The following is a 26,126-nucleotide window of genomic DNA, read 5'->3' as shown; positions in this document are numbered from 1 at the left end:
TTTAGTACCATGCAATACTTACAATGGACAAGAAAAACCAACACCAGTGCTCTCAGGGTCAGCTAATAAAACACTTAGGTGGCTGAGAGCAGTGGATTAGGTACGACTGTTAACTTTTTTCTCCTGCAAGTATTGCTCGATCTTAGTAGCATCCATTTTAGTTCTAACAGTGGAAGTACTGGAGTTCGATGAGACTGACGACCTACCACTAGCTTCTAGTTCATCTTCATCACTTCCAGTATCACTAGTCGATTTTTGTGAAGACGATCCTGAATAACAACCACTATCTGCAAAACTTGTAGAAGCGTTACCATCAACTTTTTGTAAATCTGAGAGTAGTTGCTTCTCCTCTTTCTCAGGAGAAGAAAGGAGTAAGTCTAGCTTCTCTTTCCCACCAGGAGTATACAGCAAGTATTTTAACTGTGCATCCTCAAGAGAGTTGGAATCTAGTTTCTTCTGCAGCTTAGGACAAAGAAATGGGCGTAGTTCCTTCTTCTCGTCATTAGTAAGAGGTTTTTCTTGAGGAGAAGCCACTTTTGAGAGTGAAGAATTACGGTGAAGCCATTTTGCTAATTTGTCACGAAATGAACGGTGTGACATATTTTTAGGTTCTACACGAGAATAAATAAGTAAGGATATTATATTGCCTGCCTCAGGAGAGAAAGGTTTGGATATTCGCTCTCCCTCAGGAGACAAAAGTAAGGGTAGTTTCTCTTTCCCTTTAGGAGAAAGAACTAAAGGTATCAGCTTTTGCCCCTCAGGAGAAGGTGAAAACAGTAGCTCTTTTCCCTTAAGAGAAAAAAGTGAATGCAGTTGTTGTTTATTCTCAGAAGAAAAAAGCGAGCATAGTTGCTTACTCCTCTCAGTAGAAAAAAGAAAGTCTAGTAGGTTTTCCTGTTCACAAGGATCAGAAATCGAGGATAACTGCTTTCCCGCCTCAGAAGAAAGAAGTGAGGGTAGTTGCTTCTTCCCTTCAGAAGAAGAAAAATAATCTAGAAAACACAAAAAAGCTTTTACTGTTTCATTACTAGCACAAGTAGAAAAACCCGCAAGTGGCAGTGACTGTGGCCGCTTATTGTCTACGGGAGGATTTAGATCTTTCCTTGATTCAGATATCCCTGGAACAGTACTAGTAGTGATAGAAGAATTCGACTGTGGCCGCTCAAGCGACTCGAAACCACTATCTTTAGAAATTTTAGAATTACGGTCCCCGGGCACATTTGGCTTGCTTACGGCATCTTGTGGCAAGGGTTCTGGAATACCACCATTCGTTTTAGAACGTAATGCTCGTATTTTTGGTCTATTGAGAAATCCGCCATCACCTGGTTCAGTAACAGGAGAAGTCACTCCTGAGGGTGGATTACTTAAAGATGGTTTTTTACTTACAGAACCCTAAGGAGTACTTGCACTTGAATACACCGAATCACGTTCTTGCTTTTGTGGCTTCGCTTTAGAACACTCATCACTACTTTTTCGATCACTTTCATCAGTAACTTGCTGTTTTTCAGATTCCTCATTAGAAACCTCAAGATTTAAGAATGTTGAACTATCCCATGCTCTAAGAGAAGGAATCGATGATGATCCACAGGTCAAAGATAGCTGTAATTGACCACAAGTGGATTGACTTGGACCTATTTCTCCGGAAGATAGCTGTGATTGACCACAAGTGGATTGACTTGAATCTATTTCCTCCGGCACCAACTGAAACAGCCCCCTTTTTCCTCCCTCTCTTTCTGATCCTTGCCTGGGAGGCCTCTCTAACCCTTCATCACGACTTCGCTTGGGAAACTCCTGTGTCTGTGATGCTTCAGCTAATAGCGTTCGAGGAAGCTCAGGGTCAATGGCCAGTTCATGGTCTTTGTTGATTACAGAGTTTTTTATTATTTTGGTTATCACACAGTGAGAAATTTCTTTATTAGAAAAGTCTATACCGTATATTCCTCTACTACCAAATACTGGTAGGTGTTTTGGTGAAGTGTAACTTTCAATATTATTTAACACAACCATACCAAAGCTACTATTAATAGTATCTACTTCTTCTTTGGTTAAAAATCTATAATAGTTATCATAACTTACAATAGGAACTAAAATTGAATCCTCATTATTTCCTGAATAAGAAGTATGAAAGACATAATAAAGAGGAGGGCATGCTTTACGAATGAAGCCAGTTATTAAATACTTAATCTTCTCAATAGCTGGATCATCTGAGCTAGAAGTTTGAAGATCACGTCCTATCAAACATGCTTGACTTTCTTCTATCTCATTAATGAACTTAGTTTTATCAAAGATGCTTTTCTTTATATATACACAATTGTCCTTGACTTTCAAGAAATCATCAGTTCTTTTAGGACTATTTTTATAACCTTTTACTGTCGCTGAGAATGACTCTATAAAATACTCTTGTAACCTTTTATCATAGAAACGCATACAATATAGATAAGATTTCCTGTCAAAGCTTTCATCAGATGTATACTCTTCTACATGTTCTAAACCAAAATTTCTTCCCATAGCACCTGTGATGTCTCTCGCAAGCCCATTAGCTAGCAAACATTTTAGATTGAAAACTATACTTTGACCTATCGGCACTGAAAATCTATACTTTCCATTACTATCTACCAATTGGCTCCGATTGAAATTAAAAGGAAAAGATTTCATATCAAAAGATAAACTAGCAGTACTTTCATTTCCACAGAATGTTTCTACTATCCTTCCTTTCATATTGTCTAAATACTTCATGCATTGATCAGCATCCATACTTTTATCAAATGAGATAACAATATGACCCTTGTTACGTAAACCTCGATGTACATTTTGTACTTTTAGATTAGTATTAATAATATTGTTATAACAAACACTAATATTAAATGCGTTTACTAATGCTTGATTCATTTCACTCGCACTAAACATAATACCCTCCCTACTTTTAATATACCTTAAAATCTTGAACTGCCTTGACCACTACTTTTACTTTTATTGGATTCATCCCTTCTTTTCCTCTCTTCATCTTCACGCTTAAACCTTTCACCAAAATTCTCTAGCTTTTTCTGATCTAATTTAGTTATATCAACTCTCCCTCCTCCTGGTGCAGTATTATCAAATTGCCTTTTGCCTGAGCCATTATTACTATGCATATTAACCTCCAGTAAAAATATTATGTAACTAATATACTAAAAATAAAATTAAGTGCAAGCACTTTTTTATATTTTTTTTTAAAAAATTTTATTCACTCTTTTTCATAAAATTCAGTTTTCTAGATTCCAGCGTCACGCGCTGGAATGACACCTGTATTTCTCTTTGCCATCAATCCCTACTCTTTAATGTCATACCAGTACCTCTTTTTCTTGTCATCCCAGTGCCCAGACACTGGGATCCAGTCTTTTTTGTCATCTAAAGCTAACACTAGCTATCCCCTCGATGGTGCTTTTTCTGGTGCCTTTCCTATTGAATCCACATGATTATTAACTTTTACATCATCAATCAATCTTTTTGGTGGTTGAGCAGTACTAGCATTAGACTTTCCATTAGAAGCTTGTTCTTGCTGATTGTCAGATGGAATATTCCGTTGATTATTATTACTCAAATTTATCCTTCTTGACTGTGTACTATCGAGTTTAAACTTTCCACCTCTTTTTTGCTGATCTCTCTTCGGCGTCTGCCCTGTAGGTTCCGGTGGACACACCTCTTTCTTCGGTCCCTCCGGCTTCGCTTTTTTCTCTTCTTCCACTTTTGGTTTTGTTTCTTTTACCTCGCGGATCTCCTCCTTTATAACCTCTTTAGGTATTAGTTCTTTCATAGGTTTTGGTAAAAGATCAAGCTCTGGTTTGCTCAGAGGGACTGGCCTTACAAATCCGGGTGAAATTTCAAAAAGGAAAACTGGCACTTTAGGCTTTTCTCTTTCGTCTAACTTGATTTCTACGTTTTCGCAAACTTCTTTATTTTCTTCCTTTAATGATGTTTTTTCTGCTTTTTTATCTTCTTTTTCTGTAGATGCCTCTACCGCAGCCGCCAACTCAACTCCAAACATCTCTGCGAACATTGTAACAATCCATCCGACAACGGCCATTTGTAACCTGAGTTTCAGATCTTGCAATGCAGTTAATCTTTCTAACGCCCTTGCAAACTCTTCTTCTGATAACTCACCACTGCCTAATTTCTCCTGCAATTCTTTTATCTCTTTGTCCAACCTCTGATTGAAACTTAAATCGCGTGCAAAAATCTTCTTGATTAACTCCTTAAGCTTGTCACGCATAAATTTAATTATCGAAAGAAGCCAATTTTTTTCTTTCTTCTCCTTGAGCATTTGGTAGATTTTCGGATCATCTACATCTACTTCAAAAAGGGTAAAGAGAGATTCAAAGAAATTCCAGAAATCTCCGAGTACTCTTCCTTTTTCACCAGTGAAGTAATCCTCATCATCACCTTCTCCGATATGTAGCTCTGCTTGAGATGATATTTCATCGATACAACTAGAAGCCTGACGCTCACACTCGAGCCTCCTGAGCAAATCTTGTCTGGTGAGCTCCTCTACGCACTGCCTCTATTGCTCTGATATAGCTAAAGTGACTTACGATAATTTGAAAAACAAAAATTCGTCATTCCGCTACTTGTTAGCGGAATCTATACCGCGAATGAATCGCGGTATGACGTAGGACTGCTGTCATCCCAGTGCGTGACACTGGGATCTCGTTCCTTAACTTTATAGTGTAAATTATTTCAAATTGTGTCTAGCTGCAAGTATAATAATTTCCATTTATAGATAAAGTATGTTGCAAATGTTATGCCAAAGAGTATAATAAAATCTATATCAAATACTTTACAAGAAAAAGTGGGATAGAGGCAAAAGCAAATATTGATAAGGATAATTTAAGAAAAGTGCATGCTAGAGTTTGAAGAAGCAGTAAAAATAAAAAATATTATTGAAAGGTTAAATAGCACATGATATAATATATATATAGTGTAAAAATGTAAATAATTTTATTGACATCTTTACATTAATAGTTCTTAAATATTTAGTACTGTAGAATTAAATTATTAAGTTTTATGAAGGAAGTAAAAATGGTGGAAAGCTTTTCAGGTAACAACAAAGGCAGTAATTTTATTGAGGAGGCAAAAATAATGGAAAATTTTTCAGATAATAACGGAAACGGTGGCTCGATCTTCCAAGGAAAAATCAGGGAGCAAGATTTCTCTGCAGAGCAGAAGCTAAATGAACTAAAAGCAGCCATAGAGGAGCTCACCAGACAAGATTTGCTCAGGAGGCTCGAGTGTGAGCGTCAGGCTTCTAGTTGTATCGATGAAATATCATCTCAAGCAGAGCTACATATCGGAGAAGGTGATGATGAGGATTACTTCACTGGTGAAAAAGGAAGAGTACTCGGAGATTTCTGGAATTTCTTTGAATCTCTCTTTACCCTTTTTGAAGTAGATGTAGATGATCCGAAAATCTACCAAATGCTCAAGGAGAAGAAAGAAAAAAATTGGCTTCTTTCGATAATTAAATTTATGCGTGACAAGCTTAAGGAGTTAATCAAGAAGATTTTTGCACGCGATTTAAGTTTCAATCAGAGGTTGGACAAAGAGATAAAAGAATTGCAGGAGAAATTAGGCAGTGGTGAGTTATCAGAAGAAGAGTTTGCAAGGGCGTTAGAAAGATTAACTGCATTGCAAGATCTGAAACTCAGGTTACAAATGGCCGTTGTCGGATGGATTGTTACAATGTTCGCAGAGATGTTTGGAGTTGAGTTGGCGGCTGCGGTAGAGGCATCTACAGAAAAAGAAGATAAAAAAGCAGAAAAAACATCATTAAAGGAAGAAAATAAAGAAGTTTGCGAAAACGTAGAAATCAAGTTAGACGAAAGAGAAAAGCCTAAAGTGCCAGTTTTCCTTTTTGAAATTTCACCCGGATTTGTAAGGCCAGTCCCTCTGAGCAAACCAGAGCTTGATCTTTTACCAAAACCTATGAAAGAACTAATACCTAAAGAGGTTATAAAGGAGGAGATCCGCGAGGTAAAAGAAACAAAACCAAAAGTGGAAGAAGAGAAAAAAGCGAAGCCGGAGGGACCGAAGAAAGAGGTGTGTCCACCGGAACCTACAGGGCAGACGCCGAAGAGAGATCAGCAAAAAAGAGGTGGAAAGTTTAAACTCGATAGTACACAGTCAAGAAGGATAAATTTGAGTAATAATAATCAACGGAATATTCCATCTGACAATCAGCAAGAACAAGCTTCTAATGGAAAGTCTAATGCTAGTACTGCTCAACCACCAAAAAGATTGATTGATGATGTAAAAGTTAATAATCATGTGGATTCAATAGGAAAGGCACCAGAAAAAGCACCATCGAGGGGATAGCTAGTGTTAGCTTTAGATGACAAAAAAGACTGGATCCCAGTGTCTGGGCACTGGGATGACAAGAAAAAGAGGTACTGGTATGACATTAAAGAGTAGGGATTGATGGCAAAGAGAAATACAGGTGTCATTCCAGCGCGTGACGCTGGAATCTAGAAAACTGAATTTTATGAAAAAGAGTGAATAAAATTTTTTAAAAAAAAATATAAAAAAGTGCTTGCACTTAATTTTATTTTTAGTATATTAGTTACATAATATTTTTACTGGAGGTTAATATGCATAGTAATAATGGCTCAGGCAAAAGGCAATTTGATAATACTGCACCAGGAGGAGGGAGAGTTGATATAACTAAATTAGATCAGAAAAAGCTAGAGAATTTTGGTGAAAGGTTTAAGCGTGAAGATGAAGAGAGGAAAAGAAGGGATGAATCCAATAAAAGTAAAAGTAGTGGTCAAGGCAGTTCAAGATTTTAAGGTATATTAAAAGTAGGGAGGGTATTATGTTTAGTGCGAGTGAAATGAATCAAGCATTAGTAAACGCATTTAATATTAGTGTTTGTTATAACAATATTATTAATACTAATCTAAAAGTACAAAATGTACATCGAGGTTTACGTAACAAGGGTCATATTGTTATCTCATTTGATAAAAGTATGGATGCTGATCAATGCATGAAGTATTTAGACAATATGAAAGGAAGGATAGTAGAAACATTCTGTGGAAATGAAAGTACTGCTAGTTTATCTTTTGATATGAAATCTTTTCCTTTTAATTTCAATCGGAGCCAATTGGTAGATAGTAATGGAAAGTATAGATTTTCAGTGCCGATAGGTCAAAGTATAGTTTTCAATCTAAAATGTTTGCTAGCTAATGGGCTTGCGAGAGACATCACAGGTGCTATGGGAAGAAATTTTGGTTTAGAACATGTAGAAGAGTATACATCTGATGAAAGCTTTGACAGGAAATCTTATCTATATTGTATGCGTTTCTATGATAAAAGGTTACAAGAGTATTTTATAGAGTCATTCTCAGCGACAGTAAAAGGTTATAAAAATAGTCCTAAAAGAACTGATGATTTCTTGAAAGTCAAGGACAATTGTGTATATATAAAGAAAAGCATCTTTGATAAAACTAAGTTCATTAATGAGATAGAAGAAAGTCAAGCATGTTTGATAGGACGTGATCTTCAAACTTCTAGCTCAGATGATCCAGCTATTGAGAAGATTAAGTATTTAATAACTGGCTTCATTCGTAAAGCATGCCCTCCTCTTTATTATGTCTTTCATACTTCTTATTCAGGAAATAATGAGGATTCAATTTTAGTTCCTATTGTAAGTTATGATAACTATTATAGATTTTTAACCAAAGAAGAAGTAGATACTATTAATAGTAGCTTTGGTATGGTTGTGTTAAATAATATTGAAAGTTACACTTCACCAAAACACCTACCAGTATTTGGTAGTAGAGGAATATACGGTATAGACTTTTCTAATAAAGAAATTTCTCACTGTGTGATAACCAAAATAATAAAAAACTCTGTAATCAACAAAGACCATGAACTGGCCATTGACCCTGAGCTTCCTCGAACGCTATTAGCTGAAGCATCACAGACACAGGAGTTTCCCAAGCGAAGTCGTGATGAAGGGTTAGAGAGGCCTCCCAGGCAAGGATCAGAAAGAGAGGGAGGAAAAAGGGGGCTGTTTCAGTTGGTGCCGGAGGAAATAGATTCAAGTCAATCCACTTGTGGTCAATCACAGCTATCTTTGAGTAGATCATCATCGATTTCTTCTCCTAGAGCATGGAAGAATTCAATGTCCTTAAATTCTGGGGTTTCTAGTGATGAGTGTTCTGAAGCAAAGTCACAAGATAGTAAATCCCGAAGAAACATGGGGGTGGTGTTCAAAAAATGAAAAAATGGCTCTCTTCAACTTTTAGTAAGCAATATGACGTAAACCTTAAGCGACATGATGAAGGGCGTGGTACAACGCGCAGTACTCCTGAAACTCCTGTAACTAAAAAATCATCTGTGTCTAGATTATTTTCTTCATTGTCAGATATAGTAAGAGCAGAAAATAATTCACCCTCAAAAGAGACTTCTCCTGTAAGTTCTCTAGATGGTGATCCAGGCCCGTCACAAGGTACTATTTCGGGGAAAGGGGAGGTACTACCTGTAGAGTATAGATCTGATAACTCTAGTTCTAAAACAGCAGTTGATAGAGATAGTGGTTTTTGTTCTACGGGTTCTCCTGCTGCGCAACATAAGGGAAGTGTCCCTTCAAAGGAAAGTGTCCCTTCAGAGGTTAAAGAGTGTGAGGTAGAGCCTGTATCAGAGGCTTTGAGAAAATAAATTTAGGTTTTTAGATATCCACCCAAGTGTTTTATTAGGGTTGGAGCCAAAATCCCTGACCCTGAAAGCACTGGTGTTAGTTTTTCTCATCCATTGCAGATATTGCACCGTACTATCCACTTGATCATCGTGGCGAGTTTCTGGGAACATTAAAATTTCATATTCGAAATCGCTGAGCCATACCGCTTGCTGTGGCAGAAAAACCCTGCCAGACTCTATCACCGGAACAATTTGATAAAATCGAGTGAGTTTGTCATTGTGTGGAATTATTTCGATAATCGGTAGATCGCTATTTGCCTTTAGCTCTTGTGTTAATTGTTGACCACTCGTTTTTGCTTCGATCAAAATTGCGTGTGGCGTCCATCTTGCAGCTAGTGACAGAACTTGCTCTTTAAGCTTTTGGTACTCAAGCTTTGCTCGATATACATCAAGTAAATAGAATTTATTATCTATTTTTGCCCAGGTGGTGCAGACGTTAAAGTCGCTGGAATCGTTTGTTGAAACTGCAGTGTCCCAGCTTTGAGTTACATGTGAGAGATTATCAGGGAAATTTTTATAGCGCTTTAACCACTCTTGTTTTATTATACCACTTGAAAGCGGCAGGGGGTTTTGTTGATATTGAGCAGCAAAAGCGTAACTCCCGAGTTCAACTTTTATCATCTCAACTTCTTCTCTTCCTCCCTCCAGGGGATATAATAACTCATTCTCTTCTCTTGAATATAAACCTTTTTCTTGTGTCGTAATTGAGTCGATTATCTCCACTTTTTCAGAAATCATTGGCAAACAAATGTGATGCCATATGTTTTTTGGCTTAGATAAGAGGTGCCCAGTTAAGTCTTCCAGGTGGAGCCTATGCATCACAAGCACAATTACTCCTTTTTTTCTATCGTTGAGTCTCGTTACCAAAGTCTGATCGAACCAATTTGTGGCACGTTTTCTAAATGTTTCACTCAAAGCTTGAGCAGGGTTAAGCGGATCATCCACAATAATAAAGTCACCACCTTCACCGGTTAATGTTCCTCCAACTGATGTTGCGATTCTGTATCCTCTCTGCACTGTTTGGAATTTATATTTAGTGTTCTGGTCTTTGGATAGTTCTACCTCTGGAAATAGTTCTTTATACCAATCAGATTGCATTATGCACCTGGTATCGAGCGAATGTTTTTCACTAAGCAACTTAGAATAACTTGCAACTATTATTCTTGCAGTTGCCCAGTATCCATGCGGGCCACGCAACACTCATACATATGGACTTCATTGAACGCGGAGGCATATTGAATATTATGCGCCTTACTTCGCCAGCATTCGCTGCTTCCAGCCTGTCTGCTATGACTTTTATGTACTGATAATCATTATACTCACATCCCGGCACCACTGTTTGAAAGCACAGTTCAATGAATTTTAGAGAGTTCATGTTAGACCTCCTATAGTATCACCCAAGTAACCCCTATGGTGTTATCCAAGTGGCCGACACTGGTTCCTTTATGACGGCGTCATGCAAGTAGCTGACACTGGAATGACATCCTTTGATTTTTTATATGGTTATGCAAGAAATCTAGTGTAGATTTTTATTTATTTTATAAGATTGAAGTGTTACAGTAGCGAGCTTACAACACTACTGTTTTGTAAATTTAGTGAATAAAATTACTTCTTTAACTTTATTGAAGCGAAAAATTGATTTCCATTGCGGTAAATGAGCAACATTATTGAATCTTTACCGTTTTTCTTTACTGCTAAATCAACTTGTTTTTGAAAATCGTTAGTATTTTCTATATCAGTTCCATCCAATTGGATAATGATGTCCCCTTTTTTAATACCACGCAGCGTGGCATTACTGTTACTATCTACATTGGTAACTATCACACCTTTTGTAGGTACATTATTTTTACTTTCTTTTGATTCTTTTGGCAGATTTGAAACAGTTAAACCGGTTACATAATCAGATGTTGATTTATTTTCTTCTTGATTGTTATCTTGGCCATCATTTGTAGATTCTCCGATCACAACTTTAATATTAACCTCTTTGCTCTTTCTAAGTAACTTAATTTGCACTTTTTTCTCAGGTCCAGCTCTTGAAACCATTTGAGGTAATTGTGTCATTCTATCGATTTTTTTACCCTCAAATTCTAATAATATATCACCTACTTTAATCCCACCTTTTTCTGCAGGACTATCCTTTACTATACTTGCAACCAATGCGCCTTTTATATCTTTTAAACCCAAGGACTCAGCAAATTCTTTCGTTATAGGCTGAACTTGCACACCAAGCCAACCATGTTTTATTTTTTTGCCACTTTTTAATGTGTCAATAATTGACATAGCTAAATTAGATGGTATGGCAAAACCTATACCCACGTTGCCGCCAGACTCAGATGGAGAATAGATAGCAGTATTAATACCTATAACTTTTCCATTTAAATCAAATAACGGTCCTCCAGAGTTACCCCTATTAATTGCAGCATCAGTTTGAATAAATTCATTCATAGTGCCAATACTAATGTCCCTGGACCTTGCAGATATAATTCCTGTGCTTACAGAGCCACCCAAACCAAATGGGTTACCTATTGCCATAACCGTATCACCAACCCTTGCTTTATCAGAATCACCAAATGCAACAGAAGAAAGATCTTTATCAGAATTAATCTTAAGCACAGCAAGATCAGTTCTTGCATCATAGCCTAAAACTTCTGCTTTGAAATAAGTATTATCGTTCATAGTAACTGTGATATCTTTGGCGTTTTTAATAACGTGATAATTGGTTACTATAGTTCCACCTTTATCTATAATAAACCCAGAACCAAGCAACACCACCTCTTTGTTAACACTAGGGCCCCTATCCATAAAAAACTGATCAAAATGCTCAAAAAACTCTCTAAAATCATCAAAAAAATTATTTCCTGGCATAGATGGAACTCTAGTTCTGCTGTTATTTTCTTGTTTGATGATTTGTTCGCTTGAAATATTTACAACCGCAGGAATGAGTTCTTCCACTAAATCGGCAAGTCCTTGATTACAGTTGCATGCAGTAGTGCTAGCATCAACGACCTTTTTTGCATTCCAATCAAACATATTAGCATACGAAGAAAACGCAATTAGAAAATATGCAAATATAGATAAAATAAATGCCTTACTTTTCATAAATTATTTCCATCCTTTATTTAAAATATCTAAAAAGTTATTGTTTGGTGAAAGTACAAATTTAGTATTATTTTCGGCAAATGATTTACTGTAAGCGCTCATAGAGCGATAAAAGTTAAAGAACTCTTCATCAACCTTAAATGCCTCATTATAAATTCTAGTTGCTTCAGCATAACCACGGCCCCTTATTTCGTACGATTCTTTTACTGCACTGGAGATAATTTCCCTTTTTAATTTATCAGCTTTTGATCTAACTTCCTGCCCAGCTTGCTCTCCTTCTGCTCTAATTTCTTTTGCTTCTTTTTCCCTTTCAGTTTGCATACGGCGAAATATTGCAGAACTATTTTCTTCTGGTAAATCTGCTCTCTTAATTCTTACATCTATTATTTCTATGCCAAATTTTTCAGCTTCAGAATAAACTCCACGCTGAATCAATTGCATAACCTCTGATCTTTTTTCATTCAACAAACTAATCAACGAGAATCTGCCTATATTTTCTCTTATGTGTGCTTCTATAACCGGATATAATCTTCTAACCAGACCTGATTCATTCCTCACAGCCTGGTAAAAAGTAACAGGATTTGTTATTTTATATTTTGCATACGCATCTACTATAATACGTTTTTGATCCGCTGTTATCACTTCCCTTGGGATCTTATCAGGACTTAAATCTAAAACTCTTTTATCAAGAAACTCTACACTATTTATGAATGGTAACTTAAAATATAAGCCACTTTCCCTAACATCTCTTACAACTTTACCGAGTTGTATAACTATCGCTTGCTTTGTTTCTTGCACAACAAATATTGAATTAGATAAAGCAATCAATAAAACAACAAATACAGAAACAAAAACAATTTTAATATTACTACTCATGGTTATTTTCCTAAATTTGTAAGAGGTAAATAAGAAAACATACCTTTCAGATCATCAGTTACAACAACTTTGTCTACCTTACTGAAAATATTTTCCATAGTTTCAAGATAAATACGATTCTTAACGAGAGAAGGATTCTGTCTATATTCCTCATAAAGAGATAAAAAGCGATTTGCATTACCTTTTGCTTCATTTATTATTTCATTTTCATATGCTTGTGCATCTAATTTTATCTTTATCGCTTCACCCTTTGCTCGAGGTATAATATCATTATTATAAGCATATGCTTCGTTTATAGTACGCTCTTTGTCTGCACGAGCACTTTGTACATCTCTAAACGAACTGATTACTTTTTCTGGTGGATCAATTTTTTTCATTTGAACAGATAAAATCTCTATACCCATTTGGTATCCATCAAGAATCTGCTGCAATAGAATTCTAGTATCTCTAGAAATTTCTGGTCTGCCTTGACCAAGTGCAAAAGAGATCGTATTTTTACCTATTATTTCTCTCATGGCACTTTCAGCAGCATTTTTAACACTGAAACCGGGTTTGTAATCCCGCACTTTGAATAAATAGTCCTTAGCATCTCTAACGCGCCATTGAACCTCGAAGTTAACGTTGACTATATTTTCATCTCCAGTTAGCATCACGCCTTCACCGCGATCTGTATCTCGCCCATAAGAACTACTTACCCCAATTTCTTCACGATTTACTTCCTTAACGTTCACTTTAAAAACCTTGCCAATAGGGTAGGGGAAGTGATAACGCAAACCAGGTGTTTCTGTATTAGAATATTTACCAAAGGTAAGTTCTATACTTTCTTCACTAGGATGGACAATATAAAAGCCAGTGCAAGCATAGAACAGCAAAATAATGAAAATGATGAAATAAGGTTTTTTGCCCCTGTTTCTGGTTAATCCATTAAGAAAGAACCTTATATCAGATACAGCTTTACTTAAAATATCTTCATTATTAGGAGTTTTGTTCCCTACCGGTTTCTTTCCCAGATTCCAAGGATTATTATCATCAAACATAATGATTGATTCTATAATTAATACGCTAATATTACTTCTTTAATAAGAAAATGCAAACATAAATTGCTATTTTATTTACAAATTAATCATCAGGATGGAAAACATGATCGTACACTTCCTTTTCTCTATGTAATATGGTCGACTCTATGGAATTTTCTGGCTTTTTTTTGAATTCTTTGTTGTCACTCTTTAAGTGCACTACGTCTTTGTGAAAATGGGAATTATACCTAAATAGTAAAGCTATTATTATTAAAGTTATAACAGCCAAAAAGATGAGTGTTCTTTTTCTATACTTCATAAATGCTGCAGCTTCTTGACCTAATTTTCTATGTTACCACAAAACACGTCAAGCGAAATTATTTGAAGACAAATAAATACTGGCAATCAATTTAACACTAACTTAAGAATCAAGGAATACAATTATAATATATTTAATTAATAGTGAGGTTTAAAATGTTACATAATGAAAAAAATTCAAATTCTGTTGGAACTCAACAAAACCAACCAGAAGATAGTTTTGATTTGAATAAAACGATGCAAAATCTACCAAATTCAGATATTGCTAATGATCCCAAGAAGCTAAAAGAAAGAATTACTGACCTGTTAAAAGGGGATACAAAATTCTCTAAGATGAAACAAGGAGATAAGATTCTTGTAGTAAGTGCAGCAAGTGGATTATTTACGGCAGTACTACCACTTTTGGCAGTTGGTGCAACACTTGCTATACCAGGTGCTATAGTTGGTCTTGCTTTATATTTCGCTGTAAAAGTCGCTGTAAAAACAGTTCAATCTGGATATAAAGGGCTCAAGTGGTCAGCAGAAAAAACAGTTGATGGGGCGAAATATACTGCTGGGAAAGTTAAGGACGCATCAACATACGCTGCCGGAAAAGTTAGAGATGGTGCTGTGCATGTTAAAGATAAGGTGAAAGAAGGTTATGAACATTCAGTAGATTCACTGAAAAAAGGCGCTAGTTTTGTAGGCGAAGGAGTGGCAAATAAATTCCATAAGGCATCTGGTGAGACGGACTATTTAGATAAGGTAAAAAGGTTTACTCCAGATGCAATTAAGAAATCTGACGAAATAAGAAATGATATGAAAGCAATTTTTGCTGATAAAGGAAATAATTCTGGGTTAGTGAAAAATGTACTTTCTGGAATATCGTCAGAAATTGATTTAAAAATGGCAGAGAAGGCAAAATCAGGGGAGATTGAACATACTTCTGGATGGCAAGTACAGAAAGAATTCATTAATAATTTAAATGAAAAAAGCTTGCATAACTTGTTAACACAAAGGTCATTACCTAAAGGTAGTTATTTCATCGACAGTGTTTTCTCTGAACATTACGATGAAATTAAGAAGGTTATTAAAGAATGTAGAGAAAATCATTTGTACTCAAGCGTAAGCAATATGTTTGACAGAGCAGAGAAAAAAGCTAACAGGCCTTCTGTCAAAAGTTTAACTAGGTCTGTGTCATCATCATTCTCTTCACTGGGAAGAAAAGGCTCTGAACAATCTAACAGCTTGTCAAAAAGCAATTCACTAAATTCTATAGGAACTGAAAGTACTGCTACTGTCTCTGATTCAGATTCTCAGAACTTTGCAACAGTCCGTAGAAGCAATTCATCTAGTAGCTTAACTCCTAAGCTTACTCCAGTTGCTCCACCAGAACTACCTAGAAGCGCCTCATTGACTAACTTAAATGGACAAAGTTCTTTCAGTGAAGATGTTCTCAGTGATCCTATTGTGGAGCAAAACCTGGATAGTTTGAGTAACAGAACTCTCACTCACAGTAATTCTACTGATAGTGGAATGGGTTCTGGTTCTTCTACGCTAACAAGAAAACAAGTTCTTCCTTTAAAAGAAGAATTTGACAGAGAACTCGAAGAAAAGTTGGCAAAACGACGCGCATCTCTAGATCAACCTAGTGCAGAACCTGTCAACTCAAGAGCTACAGCAACTCCAGGAACAGTGTAATAAGTAAAACTTCTACCTTCTCCAAAAGGATGTTACTCAATGAGTAACGTCCTTTTTTTGTTTTTAAACTATAGAAAAATCCTAGATCCCAGCGGTATGCGTACAACCGTATGAACATTGTGATTTCTCTGCTAGGAAAGGTGTCATCCGAGTAGCTGACACTGGGATGGCTTTGTTGCATAGCAACTGAAAAAATCTGGTGGCTACTGACAAAATTCATTATAAAATAGCCATTTAACCTTGAAAGAAAAAATATGCCACAAAAAATGAGGGTCAGTAACCATAGCGAATATAACAAATTTCTAGAAAAAAGAGGAAATATTTTTCATTATATCAACGAAGCCATAGAAAAGTGGTACGAGAATGGTCCAAAAATACCAGTTGGCAACAATATTTATAGCGATAAAGTTGTAATTTTGGTGCACATAATAACTTGTTTATTTAGAATAGGCCTGAGGCAAACAGTTGGGTTTATAGCAGGATACCTTGAGCAAATTGGGAAAAATTTGCAAGTTATCAGCTATTCACAATCATCAAGAAGGTTTAAGAAACTCAATATTAAGATCAATGATTGCAGAAAATAATATGGAAGATATCGAAATTGCTATAGACAGTACAGGAATTAGTATATACAACAACACTCCTGGTCATAGCAAAGAAAATAGCGAAGATAGAAAGTATCGCAGCTATGAACAGACAAGAAAATTGCATGTAATGTTGAATACAAACAGCAAAAAAGCCATAGCTGTAAAATACAGTAACGGCTGATCACTATGGAGCTTGTGATTTGCTAAAAGAAGTCGATTTTCAGTATGTCATAAAAGTACTATATGCAGATAGGGCATATGACAGAGAAAAGCTCTATAAGCTGTGTAATCAATATGGTATAAAAACGAAAATTCCTCCGAAAAACAACGCAGCAGAGCATCCAAAGTTAGACTATATGGCTGAGAGAAATGCTGCAATTAGACTAATAAAATCATGCAGCGAAGATGGAATGAAGAGGTGGAAAAGGCAAACAAACTACGGAAAAAGATCTTATATAGAAAGTTTTTTCTCGCGACTGAAACAAACATTCGGGTTTAGTTTTAGGAATAAATCTGAGACAAATAGAGAGAAGGAACTACTTGTTAAATGCTATTTGCTCAATAAGTTTACTGATATTGGTATGGCTAAATTTGAGATAGCTTCATAAATTTATTGTGCGTTACCTACTATCCGAAGAGCGATGCAACAAAGCCCACTGGGATCCAGGAAAGTTTGCTTGTTTACAAGCAAACTAGCATAGAAAGTGGTTACAACGTTTTTGATGAGATTATATGGAAAACTGGATTCCAGTGTCAAGCACTGGAATGACATCACAGGGGCACTGGGATGACACCTTTACGTTTGAGGCAAACTAGCTATAACACTTAACATACTACCTTTGCAAACAAATGTTCATACAGTACGCGCTGGCGTTATTTTCTCTTGATGAATAAATCTCGGTAGAGTATAGTAGCAATGCATTTATGTAGCTACTAATGAATAATTTAGTTTTGGTTTATACAACTTTTTCAAATTTTGAGGAGGCTAAAACTGTTTCTGAAGAATTGTTAAACGAGAAATTAATTGTATGTGTAAATATATTTCCCGAAGTGAATTCTCTGTATTTATGGGAAGGTAAAATTAGTAATAGTTGTGAAGTAGTGGCAATTATGAAGAGCAGGAATGATCAAGTTGATAAAATTGTAGAAAAAATCGAAGCAATGCATTCTTATGATCAGCCAGCTATTGCTGTGATGCCCATAGAAAAAGCAAATAAATCTTTTACTAATTGGGCTAATAGTGTTATTGATGTAAGTAGTATTGGGGTGTAGCCAAGTGGTAAGGCAGCGGTTTTTGATACCGCCACGCGAAGGTTCGAATCCTTCCACCCCAGCCATATTGAAGTGGGTGTGAAATGATATCACTTTTCTATAAATTAAGATTATTGAATTATATATTAGGTAGTCTAAAAGATATAATTGTGAAACTGTTTCTCTTCACAATGTATCTTTACACATTCAGCATTGTGCTCATGTTTCTCAGCAATGGTTTTTGGTATGCTGTAGAATTTTGCTCTTTCAAAAATGCGTTTTACCGTTTGTTTCAATATTGCAAGTGGTATTATGAAAATAGGGAAGATCTCGGTTACGGAATTTCTATTCGAATATTAGTGGCGTTTCTTACTCCGCATTTTCTCTATAAATTATTACTTGGCACAGGCTGGAAGTCCTTTTTAAAGGAAAAGATAATACAGATACTCAACACAAGAAGAAAAAAGGGTAGTGAGTTCAGTAACAGTAGCAAACCAAGTGGCAGTAGTTATAGTGATAAGAATAATTACAGCAATAACAGTGGTAACAATGAGCGTCAAGCTCAAGATGCAAAGCGAAAAGTAAACATGATAAAGCAGCTATTAATCAAAGATATAGAGGCAACTATAGATAGGAGATTGAATTATATTTTTTTCGGTAAAAGGAGTAAACCTCATTAAGTATATAAAAAGGCTTTATCTAGTAAGGCTTTTTAAGGTTGGCTGTATTTTATTTTTTACGTATACCGGATCACAATCAGCCAATATACATGTGTGCACAAAATCTTGACTAAAGTCTGACAACCAAGAAATTGCCTTACGTTTTTCTACCAAGCTTTCTGTTTTTTTACAGTTACTTGCTGCATCAATCATTGCCTGCGCTATTACTGATTTCCACAGCAAATAATACCTTTGTATATCATCTGACGTACTATTTGTTTCATAGTGGTTAAAAAATTCTTTAAAATTGAAGTTGTTTGACATAATGATACCTCTTTGGATTAAAATTTGAATGATTTGAGTTTATGTCGCCACAGCAGATTCCGCTAACAAGCAGCGGGATAACGAATTACTTAACCGTCATTACACCGTCATACCGCGATTCATTCGCGGTATCTCGCTAACAAGCAGCGGGATGACGGTTGTCAGGCCAGCGCCCCTATGATGTCATTCAAGTAGCTGACACTGGTTCCTTTATGACGGCAGTGCCCCTATGGTGTCATCCCAGTGTCCCTATGATGTCATCCCAGTGCCCAGACACTGGGATCCAGGAATTTTGATTGGACACTGGGTTGGTAAGCATAAAAGTGTTATGTAAAATACAACGTTCTTGATGGGATTGTGTGAAATGCTGGATTCCAGACTGGAATGACATCACAGGAGCACTGACCTCTCTTGGGCTCTTTTAGCCATAAACATTAAGAAATTTACCAAATGAAAAAAAAGGCAAAAGAAGCCCCGTGGTTATTATCCGCTTTAAAATATTGGCGTTTTTTATGTTTTAAACGCTTGACAAGCGAAATTCAGCTGCTTTTAATTGCAACTAACTTACGCTGCAAATGTTTAAGAAATTTACTAAGCAGAAAAAAAGACAAAGAATCCCCGAGTTAGCTAGTCTTTTACTATCTCTGTCGAGTATTGGCATTTTTTGATGTCTTGTAACGCTTTATAAGCGCGTTCAGCTTATTTAGATAAAAATCTAGATGTAGATGAAGTTTTGTAAAGACATACAGTATCTATATACTGCAAAAAATTGAACATAAGACGCCGATACATTAAGTAATCCTTACCTTTTAATCTGCAGATTGGCGAAAGCAAATACAATAGCTTCAGTTTCATGATAAGGGGGCTGGCGAGGTTTGTCAAGGAAGTTTTTTCGTTTCTGCGGGCTACCTGGTTTTCCTACTGAAATTTTGAAAAATGTAATCTACTCCTATATTCAAATATATCAAGCAGTAATTCAAAATCAGCCATTGCGCCTTTTGCGTTATTATACGCGAGATTGAGCAGCTCTTTGTCCTGATATAAATCAGCAAATTTAAATTCCATACATCCTGATTGTTTTGTGCCTAAAATATCTCCACTGCCTCTTAGCATCATATCCCTTTCAGCAATGTAAAATCCATCTTGTGACTCACACATGATCTTTAACTTTGAAGATGAGCTTTTACTTAAATTATCGTATAATAATACACAAAAAGATGGCTTGTTTCCTCGCCCTACTCTGCCTCTTAACTGATGCAATTGTGATAACCCAAATTGCTCTGCATTTTCTATAATCATGATGGTTGCATCTGGCACATCTATACCAACTTCTATCACAGTGGTTGCAACAAGCAGAGAAAATTCATTCCTTTTGAAGGAAAACATAACTTGATCTTTCTGCTCCTGAGTCAATTTTCCGTGTATTATCCCGACTTTATCAAGAAATGTTTTTTGTAATTCCTGAAAACGCATCTCTGCTGCAGCAATATTGGTCTCTTCGTTTTCTTCTATATATGGACAAATCCAATATGCTTTTTCGCCCCTGTTTATAGCACCTTTTAGCTTTTCAATAACATCTGGCACCCTACTAATGTTCATAGTTACAGTTTTTATTGGCAATCTGGATTTTGGTTTTTCTTTCAAAATTGAACATTCAACGTCACCATACATAGCTTGCTGCAAAGTTCTTGGAATGGGAGTTGCAGTAACGAAAAGTATATCGGCATTTTCTCCTTTTCCTACCAAGCGATTTCTCTGCATCACTCCAAATCGCTGTTGCTCGTCTATGACTGCAAGCCCTAAATTTTTAAATGTAACGTTAGCTTGAAATAGTGCATGAGTGCCAATCACTATATTTAAAACACCACTTGCAAGTTCGTTCATGATAATCTTTCTTTCCTTGCGCGAAGTTTTACCAGTAAGCAGCGCAACTTTTATATCGATACAGGATAAAACTTCCTCAATCCAATTATAATGTTGCTCCGCCAAGATAGTAGTCGGTGCCATTAGAGCTGCCTGCATGTTGTTTTCTACCACATTTATCATTGCAAAAAGTGCAACTACGGTTTTGCCACTACCAACATCACCTTGCAGCAAGCTTATCATGCGATACTTGGATTTTTGTCTCTCTGAGATCTCATCTATTGCACGAGTTTGATCATTTGTTAATTGAAACGACAATTCATTTAAAACTTGCTCTTTATATTTACTCAATATTATAAATTCTCTTCCCCTTTCTTTCACATGATTTTTTCTTGCAAGTTTCAGCGCTAGCTGATACGCAAACAATTCATCATAAGCAAGCCTTTTTCTACAAACCTCAGCTTCCACCAATGAGCTTGGTCTGTGCAACTTTATGATGCTTTCCCTCCAACTTAACCATTTTTTTTGCTTGATTAATGTATCATCTATCCACTCTGGTAAATCAGGCAATTCCTTTAGATTAGAGCTTATTATGTTCCCAATGTGCTTATTGGTAATGCCACGGCATAATTGGTAAACTGGCTCTATGCAAGCTATTTCTTTAAATTGGTTGATGTCAAGCGACACGTAATCTGGATGAGTAATTTGCCAATGTTCAGCAAATTTTTCGAGTTTGCCACTGATGATCACATTCGCTCCAATTGGAAATAGTTTATATAAATACTTAACTGAGTAATTAAAAAAGACTATGAATATATACTGACTCTCACTTTCAACGACTATTTTATATGGTCTACCTCTAAAAGTGGGCGACTGATGTTCATAAACTTTTGCAATGAAAGTTGTAAATTCTCCAACTCGAGCATCAGATAGTAACTTGCTTCTATCCACATAACTAAGTGGCTTATAAAACAGCAGATCCACCACCTTGTCCCCACCACAAAGTTTAGGTAATATTGCGGAATGAAACTTAGGTATATTCTCCAGCCTGCTATTTAGAAAAATCTGATTGCTCATTGAGATTCATACATGTGTAAAACTGTTATAGAGCCTTTTTAAAATCTTGTCACCTTATGGTCAGGTATGCACTATAGCTAGCACAGCTCTCTAACGTCATACCGCGATTCATTCGCGGTATCTCAGCCGCTAACACGTAACGGAATGACGAATTTGTTGTTTTTAAAATCGTCGGTAAGCCTAAGTTACCCCTAACTATATTTGCTATCATAGGGCTTATAGTAGGTATTTTATTAACTTATTAATCATTTTTATGTATTATTATACTATCAGCAGTCTATATCAAGGTATTCATAATGAGTAGCTCTATATCAGAAGAAAAGGAAAATCCAGTAGTTACATTAAGAACTCAAGCAGAAAAGTTTGGTTTTAGCAAGTTAAGAGCTGGTAAAGACAATGCTGAAGCGAATTCTGGTAATACAGCGTTCTTAGATTTTCAGAGAATGGATTTTGTTATTAACGGCAAAAGTATAAGTAGAGATTTGATTGCCGAGCTATACAAAGAACATGATAGTTTACTGCCAAAAAGTGAAGGTAAAAATGAAGACTACCGCCCATTTGCAAGAAAAGTTTTTAAGGAGATGTTCAAATACGCTAAGGCAGAAGTTCCAAGTGAATCTATCTTGGAAGAATTAGTTATCAATTGTAATCAAGCAGGATATGAAGCTGGTGTACATATAGAGTTTCAAGGTGCACTTAGCCAGCATTCATTCATAATAGAAAGCCCTGAAAAAGTAATAAGTATTGACTGTGTTAGCCAAAATAATGTGAGTGTTAAATCTGATATGACATTACCAATATTTTTCCAAAGGAGTGACGGTACATTCGGTGACAAGGTGTGTGATCTATCCAGCTCACTAGAATTCACGCTTAAGTCTCAAGATGATAAAAATGTAACATACACAAATGGTAACTTGTCACTTACTGTTCCTGAGAGACTGAAGGACTATAATATAGGTGATAAAAGCTTATTTGACATTATAAAAGAATACTTTCAGAAATTGTGCGAGAGGCTTGGATTTTTTAAAATAAAAATAGAGCATGGTTTAGGCGATCCACTAGAAGTAAGCGACCATCTGGAAAATATGGAACCCCCTATTCGTAGTAATGAGCACGGCCTGAATTAAAATATCTTGAGCTTGTTTGCACAATCAATCACTTCAGCATTTAGAAATTGTTTTTTAAACCAGGTATACTGACGTTTCGCGTAGTGTCTTGTGTTTGTTTGAGCAATTTGTATCGCTTCGTCTAAAGTAATCTCACCTTTCAAGTACTTTATAATTTCTGGCACTCCGTGTGCTTTCATAGCTGGCAAATGTGGGGCTAGGTTCATGCTAAGTAGCTTTTTTACTTCATCAATTGCTCCATTTTCAATCATTGTAATGAAACGAGAATTTATTTTTCGGTATACATCTTCACGTTTAGGCAGAATTGTATATATCTTAAAATTATTGAATAAAGGAGGCTGTCTATTCTCTTGCCATACAAAAATTGACTTGCCAGTTTCAGTGATAACTTCAAGTGCCCTTGAAAGGCGGTGCGAGTCATTCATGAACACTTTACCTTGAATCCTTGGATCTTTGCTTAGCGCTAATTTGTAAAACTCCTCTTTACTTAAATTTTTCCTTAATTCGCTTACATTTTTCCTCACTTCCTGACTTATTTGTGGCATTGATGATAAGCCTTTGATTAAACTGCTGATGTAAAGCCCGCTTCCTCCAGTGATGATAGGTATTTGAGCATTTTCTAATGCGTGATTAACTTCTTTTTCTAAATCTTCTAACCATAGACCCACGGAATAATTTTCTTTTGCTGAAACATAACCATATAGTTTATAAAATACTTCTTGCTTTGGTGGTTGAGCAGTAATTATGGGAATTTCTTCATATACCTGCTTTGAATCACAATTTATTATACTAATATTTCCATATTTTTCTATCAGGTTATCGCATAATTCTGATTTACCTGAGGCCGTAATTCCTGTAATAATTACTATATTATTTTTCATTTATATTAATTTAATTAACATATGATAAAGTGTAGTAAAAGTTTGGATTCTACAATCTAAAGTTTGGAGATTTTTATGGCAGAAAACAACGACAATAATTCATTTACTAAGCGTTTCACAAACAGGACTCCTGGCGGTACAGGGGAAGGTTTTTCCAGTAAGTATTCGTCTCAAAACACCAAAGAACGGGCATTAGGGGAAAAAGGAAAAATTTCTGAATTAGCAGGCAAAAAAACCGAATCCAAGGAAGCTTTTTCTGAAAGTGGCAGCATAAAAAGTAAAAGCAGAACTGTCAATGAAAGATCTTTTGCTGATGCAACAAAAAGAAGTAGGTCAGATCTTATATACTTAGTCCGTGGTAAAGATCGTGGAAAATCAGCGTGGCATTATGTATTAGTTGATAAAGAGAAAAGAGAAATGTTTCTAGCAAAAAGCAGAACTGGCTCTATAGATGTTGCAGACTATGGAGAGATTTTGTATTCAGGATGGGGAGAGGATCCACCACAGGCAATAGTTGATAAAGTCAATGAAGAGTTTGGGTTGTAGCAAGTCTGCATAACAAATGGTAAGCTGCGTTGTATTATATTCACAAAAACTAGCGTATCTGTTTAGAGGAGTGGCTAATGTGCAAATATTGAAGCAAAGTGCGTGACACACAGCTGTACGAACATTGCAATATGGTACATAGTAAACGATGTCATTCCAGTGCTTGACACTGGAATCCAGCTTTTTCATAATCATCAAAATGTTGTATTTTAACATAAAACGGCTACTTTTATGCTTACCAACTTAATAAAATTCCTGGATCCCAGTGGGCTTTGTTGCATCGCTCTTCGGATAGTAGGTAACGCACAATAAATTTATGAAGCTATCTCAAATTTAGCCATACCAATATCAGTGAACTTATTGAGCAAATAGCATTTAACAAGTAGTTCCTTCTCTCTATTTGTCTCAGATTTATTCCTAAAACTAAACCCGAATGTTTGTTTCAGTCGCGAGAAAAAACTTTCTATATAAGATCTTTTTCCGTAGTTTGTTTGCCTTTTCCACCTCTTCATTCCATCTTCGCTGCATGATTTTATTAGTCTAATTGCAGCATTTCTCTCAGCCATATAGTCTAACTTTGGATGCTCTGCTGCGTTGTTTTTCGGAGGAATTTTCGTTTTTATACCATATTGATTACACAGCTTATAGAGCTTTTCTCTGTCATATGCCCTATCTGCATATAGTACTTTTATGACATACTGAAAATCGACTTCTTTTAGCAAATCACAAGCTCCATAGTGATCAGCCGTTACTGTATTTTACAGCTATGGCTTTTTTGCTGTTTGTATTCAACATTACATGCAATTTTCTTGTCTGTTCATAGCTGCGATACTTTCTATCTTCGCTATTTTCTTTGCTATGACCAGGAGTGTTGTTGTATATACTAATTCCTGTACTGTCTATAGCAATTTCGATATCTTCCATATTATTTTCTGCAATCATTGATCTTAATATTGAGTTTCTTAAACCTTCTTGATGATTGTGAATAGCTGATAACTTGCAAATTTTTCCCAATTTGCTCAAGGTATCCTGCTATAAACCCAACTGTTTGCCTCAGGCCTATTCTAAATAAACAAGTTATTATGTGCACCAAAATTACAACTTTATCGCTATAAATATTGTTGCCAACTGGTATTTTTGGACCATTCTCGTACCACTTTTCTATGGCTTCGTTGATATAATGAAAAATATTTCCTCTTTTTTCTAGAAATTTGTTATATTCGCTATGGTTACTGACCCTCATTTTTTGTGGCATATTTTTTCTTTCAAGGTTAAATGGCTATTTTATAATGAATTTTGTCAGTAGCCACCAGATTTTTTCAGTTGCTATGCAACAAAGCCATCCCAGTGTCAAGCACTGGGATGACACCATTTGTTGTAAACTCACTTTTACTCTATGGTCTTGCCGCTATCCTGAACGGATACAAACTAGCAGTTACTATATAAGATACAATGCAACAAAACTGATCTAGTTGTTATAAATAAGTTTTGAGCTATATGGTATCTAAAATAATAAATGCAATACAGAACAACTTGTTAGTGTGTTTTCCAACAGAAACAGTGTATGCTCTTGCTTGTAATGCACTAGATAATGAATCTATAGGAAAAATATATCAGATAAAGAAACGCTCTCAAAATAAACCACTGTCTATATTTGTTAGTGATATTTACAATTTGACAAAAATAGCAAAGGTAAAGGAAAGATATATTGATTTAATAAACCACTTTTCTCCTGGACCAATTACCTATATTTTACCACTTAAAAACAACAATATATTGCCAAACGAATTCTTTAAAGATAGTATAGGCATCAGAATCCCTAAGCATCCTATTGCAATTTCAATATTAAATAAACTGAAAGTTCCAATAGTTGCAACTAGTATAAATATTTCAGGAGAAAAAAGTGTATGTAAGGCAGACGATATACCACAATCCATTAAGCAACATTTATCTGTAGTGATTGAAGATGATGAACTAGTTTCTGGTACAGAATCTACTATTATTGACTTAACCGAAGATAAGATTAAGGTTTTAAGGGAAGGTGCAATTTCATTACAAACAGTAAACAACGCATTTTCAAACTAAGATCTAT

20 protein-coding genes, 1 tRNA gene and 3 pseudogenes are annotated in these 26,126 nt (G+C 35.8%); 12 read left to right on the top strand and 12 right to left on the bottom strand.

Annotated features, from left to right (window positions below):
• Nucleotides 1-96: 96 nt before the first annotated feature.
• From OPR50_RS07015 to OPR50_RS07000, 4 genes are all read right to left on the bottom strand, one after another.
• Complete coding sequence (locus tag OPR50_RS07015) at nt 97-1,347, bottom strand: hypothetical protein (protein ID WP_265023994.1); 1,251 nt, start codon at nt 1,345-1,347, stop codon at nt 97-99.
• A 45-nt stretch (nt 1,348-1,392) separates the two neighbouring features.
• Complete coding sequence (locus OPR50_RS07010; protein WP_265023993.1) at nt 1,393-2,907, bottom strand: hypothetical protein; 1,515 nt, start codon at nt 2,905-2,907, stop codon at nt 1,393-1,395.
• A gap of 26 nt (nt 2,908-2,933) precedes the next feature.
• The gene (locus tag OPR50_RS07005; protein WP_264339090.1) at nt 2,934-3,131 is read right to left on the bottom strand and encodes a hypothetical protein; all 198 of its coding nucleotides are present in this window, start codon (nt 3,129-3,131) and stop codon (nt 2,934-2,936) included.
• A 272-nt stretch (nt 3,132-3,403) separates the two neighbouring features.
• Nucleotides 3,404-4,504 (bottom strand): nitrogenase component 1 family protein, encoded by a 1,101-nt coding sequence (locus OPR50_RS07000; protein ID WP_264339091.1) that lies wholly within the window; start codon nt 4,502-4,504, stop codon nt 3,404-3,406.
• Nucleotides 4,505-5,055: 551 nt separating this feature from the next.
• Here OPR50_RS07000 and OPR50_RS06995 point away from each other — a divergent pair.
• From OPR50_RS06995 to OPR50_RS06980, 4 genes are all read left to right on the top strand, one after another.
• The gene (locus tag OPR50_RS06995) at nt 5,056-6,348 is read left to right on the top strand and encodes a hypothetical protein (protein WP_265024332.1); all 1,293 of its coding nucleotides are present in this window, start codon (nt 5,056-5,058) and stop codon (nt 6,346-6,348) included.
• 272 nt (nt 6,349-6,620) lie between these two features.
• Nucleotides 6,621-6,818, top strand: coding sequence for a hypothetical protein (locus tag OPR50_RS06990; protein ID WP_264339090.1), 198 nt, complete (start codon nt 6,621-6,623; stop codon nt 6,816-6,818).
• A gap of 26 nt (nt 6,819-6,844) precedes the next feature.
• On the top strand, nt 6,845-8,254 hold the full coding sequence (locus tag OPR50_RS06985) for a hypothetical protein (protein WP_265023992.1): 1,410 nt from the start codon (nt 6,845-6,847) through the stop codon (nt 8,252-8,254).
• Nucleotides 8,251-8,691 carry a hypothetical protein gene (locus OPR50_RS06980; protein ID WP_265023991.1) on the top strand — a complete coding sequence of 147 codons (441 nt, stop codon included), beginning with the start codon at nt 8,251-8,253 and terminating at the stop codon, nt 8,689-8,691. Before OPR50_RS06985 ends, OPR50_RS06980 begins: the two co-directional genes overlap by 4 nt.
• On the opposite strand, the pseudogene terL reads toward OPR50_RS06980, so the two are convergent.
• The 4 genes and pseudogenes from terL to hflK all read right to left on the bottom strand — a co-directional run bounded on the left by terL (nt 8,671) and on the right by hflK (nt 13,742).
• Nucleotides 8,671-10,105, bottom strand: a pseudogene (gene terL, locus OPR50_RS06975) (phage terminase large subunit). The gene OPR50_RS06980 and the pseudogene terL sit on opposite strands and share 21 nt — an antisense overlap.
• Before the next feature lie 230 nt (nt 10,106-10,335).
• On the bottom strand, nt 10,336-11,829 hold the full coding sequence (locus OPR50_RS06970; protein ID WP_265023990.1) for a DegQ family serine endoprotease: 1,494 nt from the start codon (nt 11,827-11,829) through the stop codon (nt 10,336-10,338).
• 3 nt (nt 11,830-11,832) lie between these two features.
• The gene (gene hflC, locus OPR50_RS06965; RefSeq protein ID WP_155969359.1) at nt 11,833-12,705 is read right to left on the bottom strand and encodes a protease modulator HflC; all 873 of its coding nucleotides are present in this window, start codon (nt 12,703-12,705) and stop codon (nt 11,833-11,835) included.
• A gap of 2 nt (nt 12,706-12,707) precedes the next feature.
• A complete protein-coding gene (gene hflK / locus OPR50_RS06960; RefSeq protein ID WP_010962866.1) occupies nt 12,708-13,742 on the bottom strand; it encodes an FtsH protease activity modulator HflK in 1,035 nt (344 codons plus the stop codon).
• A 453-nt stretch (nt 13,743-14,195) separates the two neighbouring features.
• On the opposite strand from hflK, the gene walE1 reads away from it, so the two are divergent.
• The 5 genes and pseudogenes from walE1 (at nt 14,196) to OPR50_RS06925 (ending at nt 18,237) form a co-directional block, all read left to right on the top strand.
• The gene (gene walE1 / locus OPR50_RS06955) at nt 14,196-15,719 is read left to right on the top strand and encodes an actin bundler (protein ID WP_264339096.1); all 1,524 of its coding nucleotides are present in this window, start codon (nt 14,196-14,198) and stop codon (nt 15,717-15,719) included.
• A 254-nt stretch (nt 15,720-15,973) separates the two neighbouring features.
• Nucleotides 15,974-16,914: pseudogene (locus tag OPR50_RS08950) on the top strand (IS5 family transposase).
• 328 nt (nt 16,915-17,242) lie between these two features.
• Nucleotides 17,243-17,578, top strand: coding sequence for a divalent-cation tolerance protein CutA (cutA, locus tag OPR50_RS06935; protein ID WP_006279213.1), 336 nt, complete (start codon nt 17,243-17,245; stop codon nt 17,576-17,578).
• Nucleotides 17,569-17,643, top strand: a tRNA-Gln gene (locus OPR50_RS06930). Before cutA ends, OPR50_RS06930 begins: the two co-directional genes overlap by 10 nt.
• A gap of 135 nt (nt 17,644-17,778) precedes the next feature.
• Nucleotides 17,779-18,237 (top strand): hypothetical protein, encoded by a 459-nt coding sequence (locus tag OPR50_RS06925; RefSeq protein ID WP_022626355.1) that lies wholly within the window; start codon nt 17,779-17,781, stop codon nt 18,235-18,237.
• Nucleotides 18,238-18,252: 15 nt separating this feature from the next.
• Here OPR50_RS06925 and OPR50_RS06920 read toward each other — a convergent pair whose 3' ends face one another.
• A complete protein-coding gene (locus tag OPR50_RS06920; RefSeq protein ID WP_010962862.1) occupies nt 18,253-18,540 on the bottom strand; it encodes a hypothetical protein in 288 nt (95 codons plus the stop codon).
• A 918-nt stretch (nt 18,541-19,458) separates the two neighbouring features.
• Nucleotides 19,459-21,480: an ATP-dependent DNA helicase RecG gene (gene recG, locus OPR50_RS06915; protein WP_265023989.1), complete on the bottom strand. Its 2,022-nt coding sequence runs from the start codon at nt 21,478-21,480 to the stop codon at nt 19,459-19,461.
• A gap of 296 nt (nt 21,481-21,776) precedes the next feature.
• Between recG and OPR50_RS06910 the strand changes: the two genes are divergently transcribed.
• Nucleotides 21,777-22,607 carry a hypothetical protein gene (locus tag OPR50_RS06910; RefSeq protein WP_265023988.1) on the top strand — a complete coding sequence of 277 codons (831 nt, stop codon included), beginning with the start codon at nt 21,777-21,779 and terminating at the stop codon, nt 22,605-22,607.
• On the opposite strand, the gene miaA is transcribed toward OPR50_RS06910, so the two are convergent.
• Entirely contained in the window at nt 22,604-23,488 is an 885-nt protein-coding gene (gene miaA / locus OPR50_RS06905; protein WP_065094524.1) for a tRNA (adenosine(37)-N6)-dimethylallyltransferase MiaA, read from the bottom strand. The two genes, OPR50_RS06910 and miaA, sit on opposite strands and share 4 nt — an antisense overlap.
• Nucleotides 23,489-23,563: 75 nt before the next feature.
• On the opposite strand from miaA, the gene OPR50_RS06900 reads away from it, so the two are divergent.
• Nucleotides 23,564-24,034 (top strand): hypothetical protein, encoded by a 471-nt coding sequence (locus OPR50_RS06900; protein ID WP_265023987.1) that lies wholly within the window; start codon nt 23,564-23,566, stop codon nt 24,032-24,034.
• Nucleotides 24,035-24,348: 314 nt separating this feature from the next.
• Here OPR50_RS06900 and OPR50_RS08945 read toward each other — a convergent pair.
• Nucleotides 24,349-25,289 (bottom strand): annotated as a pseudogene (locus OPR50_RS08945) (IS5 family transposase).
• A 242-nt stretch (nt 25,290-25,531) separates the two neighbouring features.
• Between OPR50_RS08945 and OPR50_RS06880 the strand changes: the two are divergent.
• Nucleotides 25,532-26,119, top strand: coding sequence for an L-threonylcarbamoyladenylate synthase (locus OPR50_RS06880; protein WP_182309570.1), 588 nt, complete (start codon nt 25,532-25,534; stop codon nt 26,117-26,119).
• Nucleotides 26,120-26,126: the final 7 nt, after the last annotated feature.

Source organism: Wolbachia endosymbiont (group A) of Epagoge grotiana, from assembly GCF_947251775.1.
Lineage (GTDB): Bacteria > Pseudomonadota > Alphaproteobacteria > Rickettsiales > Anaplasmataceae > Wolbachia > Wolbachia pipientis.
The sequence above is the reverse complement of the archived record's forward strand: the minus strand, read 5'-3'. Positions and strand labels throughout refer to the sequence as shown.